Here is a 13,359-nt window from a genome sequence, read left to right as displayed (position 1 = left end):
AGCTTAATCGGTGTACACTGACTTTAATTGGAAAATATCAGTACATACTAGCATGCTAAAAAAAACAGTGCTAAGCAAAAACACAACGACATGATGAAACACATACAATTCGATATTAACCCACCTACGTCAGCGGATAAAAACACGGGCAATGTTTTACGCATTGTACACAAGACAATTAATGAGAAATTGGATGAGGGACTACTAGCGCTCGGTTTGACCGGGGCTCAGTGGCGCCCTATTCTGCTGTTGGGTGAGGGTAAGATCAATACGGCGGCACAATTAGCCGATGCGATTGGTGTGGACACGGGCGCCATGACGCGTACACTTGATCGCCTGGAGTGCAAGGGTCTGATTACACGCACCCGTTCACAAAAGGATAAGCGCGTGATGGAATTGAGTTTAACGGACAAAAGTCGCCATTTACGCACAGAAATCGTGGCCGTGATTGAGGATATTTTAAATCATGTATTTGCCTGTTTTGATGCCGAGGAATTTGCCCTATTTAGCAAACTCAATAAAAAGCTCCTCAAGCATAATGCACCGGCGGAGTTTGCTGTGATCTTTGCCGATGAATGTGATAAGGCTCCATCGCAATAAGCTGCAGACAAGCTGACGGTTACGAGCCTAGTGCGTAACCGTCTCCCCGAGAGCGATTAACGTCGCTTAGCACCACCTAATAAGGATCCCAGCACACCGCGAATTAAATTACGGGTAATGCGACGAGCCTCGGTTTTTGCTACCTGCTCAACCAAGCCCTCACGACGACCACCACGCGGACCGCTAGAGCCTAACAACACATCTTTAATCAGCCCGCCAACGCCGCCACCGGCTTGGGCTTTTTGTGCTGCCAGCGCTGCGGCTTGAGACTCCTCCTCTGCACGACGTGTCAACACCTCATAGGCCGATTCACGATCAAAGGACTGATCGTATTTGTTGCCAAATGGCGATGTCGCTCGCACTCGGGCAATTTCATCCTCTGTGGCTAAACCAATACGACTGCCGGGCGCAAACATCCAGACCCTTTCGGTAGGCGATGGTATGCCTTTAGGATCCAAAAATGATACTAAGGCCTCACCCACACCAAGCTCACTGATGCTTTGTTGGATATTTAATGGTGGATTAGGGCGCATCGTATCCGCTGCTGTTTTGACGGCCCGCTGATCCCGTGGAGTATAGGCTCGTAGTGCATGCTGTACCCGATTACCTAACTGACCCAGTACCGCTTCCGGAATATCTAGCGGGTTTTGAGTGACAAAAAAGACCCCAACCCCTTTTGAGCGAATTAATCGCACAACTAATTCAATTCGTTCCAGTAAGGCCTTAGGGGCATTATCAAATAAAAGATGTGCCTCATCAAAGAAAAACACCAGCTTAGGCTGTTCTAGATCCCCTACTTCCGGTAAATTGTCAAAAAGCTCGGCTAGCAACCATAATAAAAATACGCCATACAGTCGCGGTGACTGCATTAACTTCTCAGCCGCAAGAATATTTACCACGCCCTGACCCTGCGCATCACAACGCATCAAATCAAAAATATCCAGCATCGGTTCACCGAAAAACTGATCGGCGCCTTGTACCTCCAACTCTAGGAGCGCACGCTGAATCGCACCCACAGAGGCCGGGGAAATATTGCCATAAGTAGGGCGTAAGCTGCGGGCATTATCCGACACAAACTGCAGCATGGAGCGCAAATCCTTAAGATCCAGGAGCAGCAAACCCTCATCATCGGCCAATTTAAAGCAAATATTTAAAATACCGGTTTGGGTATCATTGAGATTCATCACCCGTGCTAATAAGAGCGGTCCCATATCGCTAATGGTAGCGCGTACGGGGTGACCCTTTTCGCCAAAAACATCCCAAAACACGGTCGGACAAGCACCGAACTGAGGAGCGGGCAGACCCAACTTATCCAGTCGCTTTTGTAAGCCCTCAGACATGGAGGCTGCTTGGGTAATGCCGGATAAATCCCCCTTAACATCGGCTAAAAAAACAGGCGTACCAATGCGAGAAAAAGCCTCCGCCATCAATTGCAAGGTGACGGTTTTACCGGTACCGGTGGCACCAGTAATACATCCATGGCGATTAGCTAGTTTAGGGTATAAGACAGCATCGGTTGTGGAGTTACGTCCCAAAGCAATTGGCTGAAGCATAAAGTGTTCCTCTCAAAAAGGCTATAATACAGGCTATTCTATAAAAAAATGTGCTAATCAAGGTAAAATCTAGGCACAATAAAATACTTCATAATAAATTTATTCCATCAGTTTAACCTTTTTATTTTACAGAGTATTATGGCAGGTCATAGTAAATGGGCAAATATCCAGCACCGTAAGGGTCGCCAGGATGCCAAACGCGGCAAAATTTGGACAAAAATTATTCGTGAAATCACCGTCGCAGCACGCGCCGGTGGCCCAGACCCCGAATCTAACCCCGCCTTACGCTTAGCCATGGACAAGGCTAACGCAAGTAATATGCCTAAAGACAATATTAACCGTGCCATTCAGCGCGGTGCCGGTGCGGTTGATGGCGAGGATTATGAGTTCGTACGCTACGAGGGCTATGGTGTTGCGGGGGCTGCCGTGATTGTGGACTGCATGACCGATAATCGTCAGCGCACGGTTTCCGAAGTCCGTCACGCCTTAACTAAAAATGGCGGCAACCTAGGCACAGACGGTTCCGTTACCTTTATGTTTGATCACGTCAGCCAGTTTCTTTTCGGACCCGATGTGGACGAGGAGCAAATCATGGAGGTGGGCTTAGAGGCCGGCGCCAATGATATTGATACTGACGAGGATGGTCTGACCGAGGTGCTGGGCGCCCCAAGCGATTTTGCACAGTTGCGTGATGCCTTTGAAGCTGCTGGTCTACAGCCCGAAGTAGCAGAGATTATTATGCGTCCGCAAAATGAAATTGAGCTGAGTGATGCCGATGGTGCCGTCATGCAGAAAATTATTGATACCTTAGAAGATTTGGACGATGTACAAAAGGTCTATACCAATGCGGTATTTGACGAGGAATAGTTCAAGTTTTTCATTTAACCTTAAACGAGTTTTAGCATAGTCCTTATGAATATTTTAGTGATCGGTGGCGGCGGCCGTGAGCATGCCTTAGCATGGCGTTTTTCTAAATCATCCGAGGTGGATCAGGTGTTTGTAGCACCGGGTAATGGCGGCACCGCTAGCACTCAGGGGATGCGCAATATCAATCTCAGCTCTGCTGAGGATTTATTGCAATTTGCCAAGGACAATCACGTTGCTCTGACGGTCGTTGGTCCTGAGGCTCCGTTAGCCGCTGGTGTGGTGGATGTGTTTCGCAATGCGGGCTTAGCCATTTTCGGTCCGACAAAAGCAGCGGCTCAATTAGAAAGTTCCAAGGATTTTGCCAAAGCCTTTATGGTGCGTCACCAAATCCCTACCGCAGCCTACGCCAGCTTTACCGAGGCTGAGGCGGCCCATGCCTATGTTGAACAACAAGGCGCACCGATTGTGATTAAAGCTGACGGCTTAGCTGCCGGCAAGGGTGTGGTGGTAGCGATGACGCTTGAGGAAGCGCATCAGGCCATTGATGATATGCTTGGCGGTCAATTCGGTCAGGCCGGTGCCCTGGTAGTGATTGAGGAGTTTTTAGCTGGTGAGGAGGCGAGCTTTATCGTCATGTGTGACGGTAACACCATCTTACCACTCGCTTCCAGCCAAGATCATAAGCGTCAATTAGACGGCGACCAGGGACCTAATACCGGCGGCATGGGGGCTTACTCCCCTGCGCCCATTGTGAATGAGGTCATTCACGAACGTATTTTAAGCGAAGTGATCATCCCGACCATCGAGGGTATGCGGGCGGATGGTATTGAGTACACCGGTTTTCTCTATGCTGGCGTCATGATCGGTGAGGGTGATGATGCCACTCGCCCGATTAAGGTACTTGAGTTTAACTGCCGTTTAGGTGATCCAGAGACGCAGCCTTTATTAATGCGTATTAAAAATGATTTTGTGCCTTTATTTGAAGCGGCCACCCAGGGCAAGCTAGATCAAGTAACCATTGATTGGGATCCACGCAGTGCCATTGGTGTGGTACTAGCAGCTCATAATTATCCCGCCGCTCCACGTACCGGTGATGTGATTCATGGTTTAGGGGCAGAGAGTGATGAGGTGATGGTGTTTCATGCGGGTACCCAGCTCAGCGATGGTGAGATTGTCACCTCTGGTGGTCGTGTCCTATGCGTGACCGCCTTAGGTGAAACGATTCAAGAGGCACGCCAAAAAGCCTATGCCGCTATTGATGAGATTAACTTTGACGGTATGCAGTACCGCAGCGATATCGCATGGCGCGCCATCAAATAACAAGCCGCCCAAAGGTAGGGTTATTAGGCGGTAGCTTTAACCCTATCCATAAGGCGCATATTAAATTAGCGCTCAGTGCGCTAGAGCAATTACCTTTAGCGCACGTCGAGTTGTTACCTGCCGGGCAACCCTGGCAAAAAGACAATTTATCCGTGAGTGCTGAGCATCGTTTAGCGATGCTTAAAATTGCGGCTGAGGGTCACCCTAAGATTTTTTTCAACACCATGGAAATCGAACGTGATGGCCCTACCTATACCATTGATACCGTCAGGCAATTAGATCCAGCCATTGATTACTACTGGCTAATGGGCACCGATCAGCTGCAAAACTTTACTACTTGGAATGGTTGGCAGGAGATTATGCAGACGCTAACCCTAGTGGTTGCTAAACGCCCGGATTATTCCTCGGAAATCCCTGCTGAGATGCTAGCGGCGCAAGTGATCGGCAAAGAAATTATCCAAATTCATTTTGATGAAATCGATATTTCCTCTACCGAGGTACGTCAACGCTTACGTAATCATCAGGATGTGAGTGACTATATTCATCCTGAGGTGTTACGCTATATTAAAGAGCACCAACTTTATCAATAAAAAATAAAAGCAGTCCACTAGCTGTACAAAAAGGATATTATCAACTATGCAATTAAATAAAATGCAACGTTTAGTGATTGATGCGCTTGAGGACGCTAAAGCGCAGGACATCAAGGTGTTTGATACCACCGAACTCACGAGTCTATTTGACCGAGTGATTATTGCCAGTGGTACCTCCAATCGCCAAACGCGCTCCATCGCACGCAGTGTATATGATGCGGTACGTGAACAGGGTCTTGAGGTACTTTCTCTTGAGGGTGAAGACACGGGTGAATGGGTGGTGCTAGACCTAGGTGATATCGTGGTGCATTGTATGCAGCCAGCCATTCGCCAATACTACCATCTGGAAGCCATTTGGGGCGAAAAACCGGTTAAGGTCAAGCTTTTGCCGCAGTCTCAATTGGTTCCTCCAGTGAATCAGGGCTTTGATCCGATGCAACCCTTTGACGACGAATGAAAATCACCATTATTGCCGTGGGTCACCGCATGCCGAACTGGGTCAAAACTGCGTGGGACGATTATGCTAAGCGCTTGCCTCATGAGTGCGCCATTGAATTAAAAGAAATTAAAGCAGAGCCTAGAAGCTCCGGCAAAACCCCGGCACAAATGATGGCGGCCGAAGCTAAACGCATTCAAGCAGCGATTCCTGCACGCAGTATGGTTGTGATTTTGGATGAGCATGGGCGTGATCTCAGTACCCAAAAGCTAGCTTCCATGCTAGGAGACTGGATGGCAAATCAACAGGATGTGGCCTTAATTATCGGTGGTCCGGACGGTATCGATGCCGATTTTAAACGCAGTATTTCACAAAAAATTCGACTTTCATCCCTTACCCTACCCCATCCAATGGTGCGTGTACTATTAGTTGAGCAAATTTATCGCGCTTGGTCTATTCTGACTAATCATCCCTATCATCGAGAATAAGCGAGCTTATCCCATGAAGCTACCCTTTATTTATTTGGCCTCAGCCAGTCCCAGACGGCATGAATTGCTAAAGCAAATCGGCGTAAATCACGAAGTTTTAAGGGTACCTACCCCAGAGGACGCGGAAGATGAGCCAATCCTAGCGGGTGAAGCGCCACCAGACTATGTGATACGCACCGCCCGAGAAAAAGCGCAACGTGCCTTGAACTATATCACACAAAACAGCGCCACACTCCCCATGTACCCTATCTTGGCGGCTGATACCTGTGTCATGATAGATGGTCAGGTGGTGGATAAAGCGCACTCTGACGACGATGTACGACGCAGTTTAGAGCGCTTATCCGCTTCGGTACACGAAGTGCATACCCATCTTGTGCTAGTGGATGGTGAGCGCATACTAGAAAGAAATTGCATTAACACCCTGTCTATGCGCCAACTTAATGCCGAGGAAATTGCGCATTATGTGCAGAGTGGCGAGGGCCTTGGCAAGGCTGGGGGCTATGCCATTCAAGGCTTGGGGGCGATGCTCATCGAAAGGCTTGAAGGTAGCTTTAGCGGTGTGGTGGGCTTGCCCCTAAGTGACACATGGGAGCTTTTAACATTATTGGTAGAACAAAGCGAGTAGCCTTATGGATGAACAAGTCATTGCAGCCATGGCAAAATGGCCTCATGTGCCGGCCGCCTATGGCTGGTTATCATTAAATGAGCGCGGCTTATGGCGTTTTCATCATAACGGGGATTTTGAGGCTAATCCCGAGGGTGAACGCATCGAAAATAGCCAGCTGATCGCCTTTTTTGGGCGTAACTACTGTGTTAATGAAGGCGGTGAATGGTATGTGCAAAACGGTCCGCAAAGGGTCTACCTGAGCTTGCCGCATGCACCCTTTATTCTTTTTTATGATGAGGCCGCCGCTCGCCTAAGTACACACCATGGGCATACCATTAAGGCAGTTAAACACTGGTACCTTAGTGATGAGGGTCGGATTTTTGTCCAAAGTGATGTCGGACCAGCCATGTTAATTGGACGGGATGTACCAGCATGGCTTGAACAGATACAGGTGATAGCAGCGGATGGTCAGCGACGCCCATTTGCTGAGGCGGATGTGGCAGCGATTCTAGCTGGACAACAGCTCACGCTCTCTCTAACTACCGCTGAGGGCGAGTTAAGCGCAAACTGTGGCCTTTTAGAAAGCCACAAAGCCGAGCAAACGCTCGGCTTTGTTAGCATGCCTAAACCCTGAGGAATTATTAACCAAAACGACCGGTAATATAGTCCTGCGTTTCTTTACGACGGGGTTTAACAAACATCTGACTGGTTTCACCGAACTCGATGAGCTCACCTAGGTACATATAAGCAGTGTAGTCAGAACAACGTGCCGCCTGCTGCATATTGTGAGTTACGATAGCAACGGTGTAGTCCTTTTTAAGTTCAGTGATTAGCTCCTCGATTTTTACAGTAGAAATCGGGTCTAGCGCCGAACAAGGCTCGTCCAGTAGCAATACCTCTGGTTTAACAGAAATACCGCGAGCAATACATAAACGCTGCTGCTGTCCACCGGATAAACTATGACCACTCTGGCTTAATTTATCCTTAACCTCAGTCCACAGCGCTGCTTTTTGTAAAGCCCACTCAACACGCTCGTCCATCTCTGGCTTACTTAAATTTTCAAATAAGCGCACACCGAAGGCGATATTATCATAGATGCTCATTGGGAATGGTGTGGGTTTTTGGAAAACCATACCAACCTTGGCACGCAATAATGAAATATCCGTCTCACTGGTTAATAAATTCTCACCATCTAAATTAAGCTCACCCTCAGCGCGCTGACCTGGATAAAGCTCGAACATGCGGTTAAAGGTACGCAACAAGGTAGATTTACCACAACCAGAGGGGCCGATAAATGCGGTAACCTTGTTGCGAGCAATACGCATATTCACATTTTTAATGGCGTGGAACTTACCGTAATAAAAATTTAAGTTCTTAACCTCTAATTTAGTATCCTCTGGAGAAACTAAATCTAATTCAGCTTGGCTGATTTTCGCTGGTGCTACAGTGTCCATTTTTAAATCCTATAATCTTGACTAATATTACTTCGAGCGGGTTACTAAACGGGCAACAATATTTAGACCTAAAACCAATAGGGTAATAAAGGTTGCACCTGCCCAAGCTAATTGGTTCCAGTCATCAAACGGACTGGCAGCAAACTGGTAAATTGTGACCGGTAAGTTTGCCATTGGCTGATTCATATTCCAGGACATAAACTGGTTGTTTAAGGCGGTAAATAGCAACGGTGCTGTTTCACCTAAAATACGCGCAATCGCCAATAACACACCGGTAATAATGCCTGATAAAGCAGCACGATAACAAATTGATAAAATCATGCGATACTTAGGACAGCCAAGCGCTACCGCGGCTTCGCGTAAGCTATTAGGAATTAATAGCAACATATTATCGGTTGTTCTTACCACCACCGGAATCACTAAAATAGCCAGTGCTAAAGAACCTGCCCAACCGGAATAGTGACCGAGTTGTGACACATAAATGGAGTAAATAAACAAACCGATAACAATTGACGGTGCCGATAACAACACATCATTTAAAAATCGAGTTGCCGGGGCTAACCAACCGCGATCACCATATTCAGCCAAATAGGTACCGGCCAAAATACCAATCGGTGTACCGATAGCAGTCGCGACTGCAGACATCATCACTGAACCGACGATGGCATTCGCTAAACCACCCTGACCACCAGGACCGGGGGTAGACTCGACAAAAAGATCGAATGATAAAGAACCGCCGCCTTTAATTAATAAGGTGCCTATAATCCAGAATAACCAGAATAGACCAAAGACTAAAGTAATTAAAGAGAGGGTCAACATCACGCGGTTAATGGTGCGTCGTTTTTTATAAATTTTGTTCCCATTATGTAAAACCGACTCTGGCGGTTTAGGGGAAGCGGTAGAAACAGTAGAACTCATCTGATCACTCACTATGTCTTAGTTCCTTGGCCTTTATTCATGCGATACAACATCCAGCGTGATAAGCTGAGAACAACGGTTGTAATCAAGAATAAAATCAAGCCCAATTCAATTAATGCGGCTAACTGTAAGCCAGAGGCCTCATTAAACTCGTTAGCAATGGCTGAAGCAATGGAGTTAGATGGTGCAAAGATACTGTTCGGTGAACGGAAGGCATTACCAATCACGAAAGTAACTGCCATAGTTTCACCAAGTGCACGACCTAAACCCAGCATAATGCCGCCAATCACACCACCTTTGGTATAAGGCAAAACAACTCGCCACATCACTTCCCAAGTCGTTGCCCCAAGACCGTATGCAGATTCCTTAAACATGGGTGGTACCACGCTAAACACGTCACGCATGACCGAGGCAATGTACGGAATGATCATAATGGATAAAATCAAACCGGCAGTAAATAAACCAATACCCATCGGCGGTCCGGCAAATAACTGGTTTAATACCGGAATCGGCGCAAAAAAGCTGATCAAGTGAACTTGAATATACTTTTGGAATAAGGGGACGAAGACAAACAGACCCCACATACCATAAATAATGGAAGGAATCGCCGCTAACATCTCCACGGCGATGCCTAATGGGCGCTTAATCCAGGTGGGCGCCAACTCGGTTAGGAACATTGCAATACCGAAAGATGCCGGCACTGCAATCACCAAGGCAATACCTGCGGTCACTAAGGTACCGATAATAGGCACCACAGCACCATATTGATTTTGTACCGGATTCCACTCGGTGCTAAACAAAAAGGAAACACCGAAAGCCTTGAGCGAATCCCAGCTACCGTAAACTAACGATAGCATAATCGCCGCTAATAAAATAAATACAAAAAACGCAAAAAAACGGGCTGCATTAGCAAATATCATATCCGCTAGCGCAAAACCGCGTCTGCTGGGGGAAGGTGGTAAACTCTTCGACACCGTAGCCTCTTTAGTTGGGGTTGAAGACCTACTATGATTAATAGTCTCGGAATATGTCGACATTAGCAATCCAGTATAAGACGTAAAGCGTTAGCTTAATAACAATCACTACAACTTATTTAAGATTTATTACAACTGCAATGCAAAAAGTCGGACAGCAAATTATAACATCTACTGCCCGACTCCTATCGTTAAGTGTTACCCCAATTTCTTTGCGGGGTACTTAACCCTATCATTTCAGATTAGCTTAAATAAGTACTTAATAATTATTTAGACCAAACTGCAGAGCCGTCAGCTGCTTTAACTTCCGAAGCCCAAAGTCCGCGAACCTCATCACTTACTTCCTTAGGAAGCGGCACATAGTCTAACTCAGAAGCTAATTTGCCACCATTTGCCCAAGCCCAGTCAAAGAACTCCATCACGGCTTTAGTTTGCTCAGGCTTATCAGCTGTTTTGTGCAATAAGATGAATGTTGCTTGAGTAATAGGCCAAGACTCAGCACCTGGCTCTTGGTTAAGCACTACGCCCATACCAGGAGCAGATTTCCAGTCGGCGTTAGCAGCAGCGGCAGCGAATGCAGTCTGCTCAGGCTGTACAAACTTACCATCACGGTTTTGTAATTGAGTCCATGACAAGTTGTTTTGCTTAGCGTAAGCGTACTCAACATAACCAATAGAGTTAGCTAATTGACGCACATAACCAGCAACACCCTCGTTACCTTTACCGCCTTGACCAACAGGCCATTTTACGGCTTTACCCTCACCTACTTTTTCTTTCCACTCAGAAGAAACTTGAGATAAGTAGTTAGTCCAACCGAAAGTAGTACCAGAACCATCAGAACGATGAACTACGATAATGTCAGCGTTAGGAAGTTTTAAGCCATCATTTAATGCAACGATAGCAGCATCATCCCATTTAGTGATTTTACCTAAGTAGATATTAGCTAATACTTCACCTGTTAGTTTTAACTCACCCGGTTTGATACCATCAACGTTAATCACAGGTACTGTACCACCGATAACGGCCGGGAACTGAAGTAAATTATTATCCTTTAATTTTTCAGCTGATAATGGGTCATCAGAAGCACCGAAATCAACTGTCTTAGCAATAATTTGCTGCTGACCACCACCAGAACCGATTGACTGATAGTTAACCTGATTACCGGTTGCTTTGTTATACTCAGCAGCCCACTTAGCATAAATTGGATAAGGGAAAGAAGCGCCAGCACCTGTTACAGCAGCTGCTTGTACAGAAAACGCAGCGGCACCAAGAGCAACTGCTAAAGTAACGCGAGAAAAAGCTTGTTTTAACATGATCATCCTTTGTTGATATCAGATTAGGTAAGTTGGTAAATTATTGGGTAAATAACATACCATGGTGTTTCACTTTACATAAGGAATTGTACAAAGCATATATGACAAGAATATGACATCACGTGCGCCCTCTATCATCATTTAGTTTGTCGTTTAAATACTTCACTTATTGTCTCTTAAGCCATTATTTCTTAGGTACAATAATGACATCATTATAAGATCCGATTTTTATGGAAAATAATAACTTACTAGCTGCTGTAGACTTAGGTTCTAACAGCTTTCGATTGACCGTTGGACGCATTGAGGAGCGCAATGGTGAGTCTTATATCTTCGCCATTGACCGTTTAAAGGAAACCGTGCGATTAGCAGCCGGCTTAGATGAGGACAAGGTACTCAGTGACGAAGCGATTGAGCGAGCAGTTGGTGTACTACAACGCTTTGCTGAGCGCATTCAAAATTTCCATCCACACCAAGTACGCGCGGTTGCGACCAATACCTTCCGGGTTGCTAAAAATCGCAATGTATTATTACAACGCGCTGAAGCTGCGCTAGGTTTTCCTATAGAGGTGGTGTCCGGTCCAGAGGAAGCGCGTTTGGTTTTCTCCGGGGTGGCGCATGAGTTGCCCTTATCCGATAAAAACCGCTTAGTGATTGATATTGGCGGCGGCTCGACGGAGTTTATTATTGGCAAGGGTTTTCAATCCTTGCTGGTTAAGTCCTTACCCATTGGTTGCGTTTCATTTACCAAGCTTTATTTCCCTGGCGGTATGGTCAGCGCCAAAGCATTTAAACAAGCGGAGATTAATGCACGCAACCAAATCCAGGTATTGAGTAAAAGCTACCGCAATATGGGTTGGGCCGAGGCCTTTGGTTCCTCCGGTTCGGCTAAAGCCTTAGTAGCCGTATTACAGGCTTCAGGTTTTTCTGAACGCGGCATTACGATGGAGGGTATGGAGAAGCTAAAGCGTATCTTAATAAAAACCGGTTCAGCCAACTCGCCGCTGCTACTCGATCTCAAAACTGATCGTATTGAAGTACTACCTGCAGGCTTAGCCATTATGATGGCCGCCTTTAAAGAACTGAAAATCAAGCAGATGAACCAGGGTGATGGCGCACTCCGAGTGGGTGTACTGTATGATATGCTGGGTCGTAAATCAGCTGCCGATATTCGTGCCGGTACCGTGGCTCAATATATGCACCGCTATCGGGTGGATACTAAGCAAGCTCTGCGAGTGCGTCAACTAGCGAGTGCTTTTTATGAGTCTGCCTTAACGCTTAGCAAGGAAGCGCAAGAAAGCTGGCCCCATGATATGCATTTGCTACTTAAATGGGCGTGTGATCTGCATGAAATCGGTTTAAGCATCGCCCAATCCTCCTATCATCGCCACTCTGCCTATGTGTTACAACATGCAGATATGCCGGGTTTCTCCAAAGATGAACAAACGATTATGGCGCGCCTGAATCTTGAGTCGCAAGGCAAGTTAAACAAAAGCGATATCAAGTCATTAGCCGATGAAGAATGGCAAGCCATCCTATGTATACGCTTAGCGCTAATATTTTTACGCAAACGTCAAGCCATCCATATGGAAAACTTGGCGCTTAAAATTGAAGCTAAGGATATCACGCTTACTATCGGTAAGCGCTGGCTTGAAAATCACCCACTGACCGAATTCAGTCTAACGAATGAAAAAGCGCTGTGGGAGGCCTGTGGCTTTAACTTTCAAATCAAGCCAATCAGTCAAAACCAACATGGCGTCGCTAGCGATGATCCATCTTCTCACTATCCACAATCACCGGAAAATCCACCGCATTAACGTCTTTACCCCAAGCAGGTTCGCCGCAAATACGGGCGCCAAGCTTTAAGTAGCCCTTAATCAAGGTCGGCATACGCGACTGACTGATACGCTCGCCGGCCGTCTTCTCCTCTAGTCAATGGATTGGATACGGTGTGTAGGGTGACATCGAATCATGTTGAATGCGGTTGCTTTGCTATTCAATACCACATCACTAAGCCCTAAATAAAACAAGGCTAGCTTACTGTGATAAGCAGATAACAGGTAGAAGTTTTTAGTATTAACGTTTTAATTCTTAAAAATTTATCAAAATAAGAATAATAACCGTTCTCATTCACCTTAAAATCAACTATGATGTTAACCGTCGCATTTAATTTCAACTTAAGTCGACTTAATCTAGTAATTTTTTAGCAACTTGAGACCTTTGCAATAACCCCTCAAATTTC

Annotated in this window: 14 protein-coding genes and 1 pseudogene; 9 read left to right on the top strand and 6 right to left on the bottom strand. The window is 46.3% G+C overall.

Features of this window, described 5'->3' with window-relative positions:
* The first annotated feature begins 90 nt into the window (after positions 1-90).
* Complete coding sequence (locus HMPREF3144_RS10560; RefSeq protein WP_246823962.1) at positions 91-600, top strand: MarR family winged helix-turn-helix transcriptional regulator; 510 nt, start codon at positions 91-93, stop codon at positions 598-600.
* Between the two features lie 56 nt (positions 601-656).
* Here the strand turns inward: HMPREF3144_RS10560 and HMPREF3144_RS10555 are convergent, their stop codons facing one another.
* Entirely contained in the window at positions 657-2,153 is a 1,497-nt protein-coding gene (locus tag HMPREF3144_RS10555) for a helicase HerA-like domain-containing protein (RefSeq protein ID WP_018025681.1), read from the bottom strand.
* A 138-nt stretch (positions 2,154-2,291) separates the two neighbouring features.
* Here HMPREF3144_RS10555 and HMPREF3144_RS10550 point away from each other — a divergent pair, with 138 nt between their 5' ends.
* The 7 genes from HMPREF3144_RS10550 to HMPREF3144_RS10520 are packed head-to-tail and all read left to right on the top strand — an operon-like array spanning position 2,292 to position 7,095.
* A complete protein-coding gene (locus HMPREF3144_RS10550; RefSeq protein ID WP_036558466.1) occupies positions 2,292-3,020 on the top strand; it encodes a YebC/PmpR family DNA-binding transcriptional regulator in 729 nt (242 codons plus the stop codon).
* A 45-nt stretch (positions 3,021-3,065) separates the two neighbouring features.
* Entirely contained in the window at positions 3,066-4,340 is a 1,275-nt protein-coding gene (purD, locus tag HMPREF3144_RS10545) for a phosphoribosylamine--glycine ligase (RefSeq protein ID WP_018025679.1), read from the top strand.
* Entirely contained in the window at positions 4,322-4,930 is a 609-nt protein-coding gene (gene nadD, locus HMPREF3144_RS10540) for a nicotinate (nicotinamide) nucleotide adenylyltransferase (protein WP_018025678.1), read from the top strand. The genes purD and nadD overlap by 19 nt, the downstream gene beginning before the upstream one ends.
* Positions 4,931-4,976: 46 nt before the next feature.
* Positions 4,977-5,387: a ribosome silencing factor gene (rsfS, locus tag HMPREF3144_RS10535; RefSeq protein WP_018025677.1), complete on the top strand. Its 411-nt coding sequence runs from the start codon at positions 4,977-4,979 to the stop codon at positions 5,385-5,387.
* A complete protein-coding gene (rlmH, locus tag HMPREF3144_RS10530; protein WP_018025676.1) occupies positions 5,384-5,854 on the top strand; it encodes a 23S rRNA (pseudouridine(1915)-N(3))-methyltransferase RlmH in 471 nt (156 codons plus the stop codon). The genes rsfS and rlmH overlap by 4 nt, the downstream gene beginning before the upstream one ends.
* A gap of 13 nt (positions 5,855-5,867) precedes the next feature.
* Positions 5,868-6,479 (top strand): Maf family protein, encoded by a 612-nt coding sequence (locus HMPREF3144_RS10525; protein ID WP_018025675.1) that lies wholly within the window; start codon positions 5,868-5,870, stop codon positions 6,477-6,479.
* Positions 6,480-6,483: 4 nt separating this feature from the next.
* A complete protein-coding gene (locus tag HMPREF3144_RS10520) occupies positions 6,484-7,095 on the top strand; it encodes a DUF2946 family protein (RefSeq protein WP_018025674.1) in 612 nt (203 codons plus the stop codon).
* Between the two features lie 7 nt (positions 7,096-7,102).
* Here HMPREF3144_RS10520 and pstB read toward each other — a convergent pair whose 3' ends face one another.
* From pstB to pstS, 4 genes are all read right to left on the bottom strand, one after another.
* Positions 7,103-7,915, bottom strand: coding sequence for a phosphate ABC transporter ATP-binding protein PstB (gene pstB, locus HMPREF3144_RS10515; protein ID WP_018025673.1), 813 nt, complete (start codon positions 7,913-7,915; stop codon positions 7,103-7,105).
* A gap of 27 nt (positions 7,916-7,942) precedes the next feature.
* Complete coding sequence (pstA, locus tag HMPREF3144_RS10510; RefSeq protein WP_081606588.1) at positions 7,943-8,833, bottom strand: phosphate ABC transporter permease PstA; 891 nt, start codon at positions 8,831-8,833, stop codon at positions 7,943-7,945.
* A gap of 11 nt (positions 8,834-8,844) precedes the next feature.
* A complete protein-coding gene (gene pstC, locus HMPREF3144_RS10505; protein ID WP_070477835.1) occupies positions 8,845-9,870 on the bottom strand; it encodes a phosphate ABC transporter permease subunit PstC in 1,026 nt (341 codons plus the stop codon).
* Between the two features lie 203 nt (positions 9,871-10,073).
* Positions 10,074-11,120, bottom strand: coding sequence for a phosphate ABC transporter substrate-binding protein PstS (pstS, locus tag HMPREF3144_RS10500; RefSeq protein WP_018025670.1), 1,047 nt, complete (start codon positions 11,118-11,120; stop codon positions 10,074-10,076).
* 230 nt (positions 11,121-11,350) lie between these two features.
* Here pstS and HMPREF3144_RS10495 point away from each other — a divergent pair, with 230 nt between their 5' ends.
* Positions 11,351-12,934 (top strand): Ppx/GppA phosphatase family protein, encoded by a 1,584-nt coding sequence (locus HMPREF3144_RS10495; RefSeq protein ID WP_018025669.1) that lies wholly within the window; start codon positions 11,351-11,353, stop codon positions 12,932-12,934.
* On the opposite strand, the pseudogene HMPREF3144_RS11925 reads toward HMPREF3144_RS10495, so the two are convergent.
* Positions 12,879-13,013 (bottom strand): annotated as a pseudogene (locus tag HMPREF3144_RS11925) (GNAT family N-acetyltransferase); the annotation flags it as partial. The gene HMPREF3144_RS10495 and the pseudogene HMPREF3144_RS11925 sit on opposite strands and share 56 nt — an antisense overlap.
* Positions 13,014-13,359: the final 346 nt, after the last annotated feature.

Origin of the sequence: Oligella sp. HMSC05A10, from assembly GCF_001808335.1 — a bacterium.
GTDB classification, from domain to species: Bacteria; Pseudomonadota; Gammaproteobacteria; order Burkholderiales; family Burkholderiaceae_B; genus Oligella; species Oligella urethralis.
The sequence above is the reverse complement of the archived record's forward strand: the minus strand, read 5'-3'. Positions and strand labels throughout refer to the sequence as shown.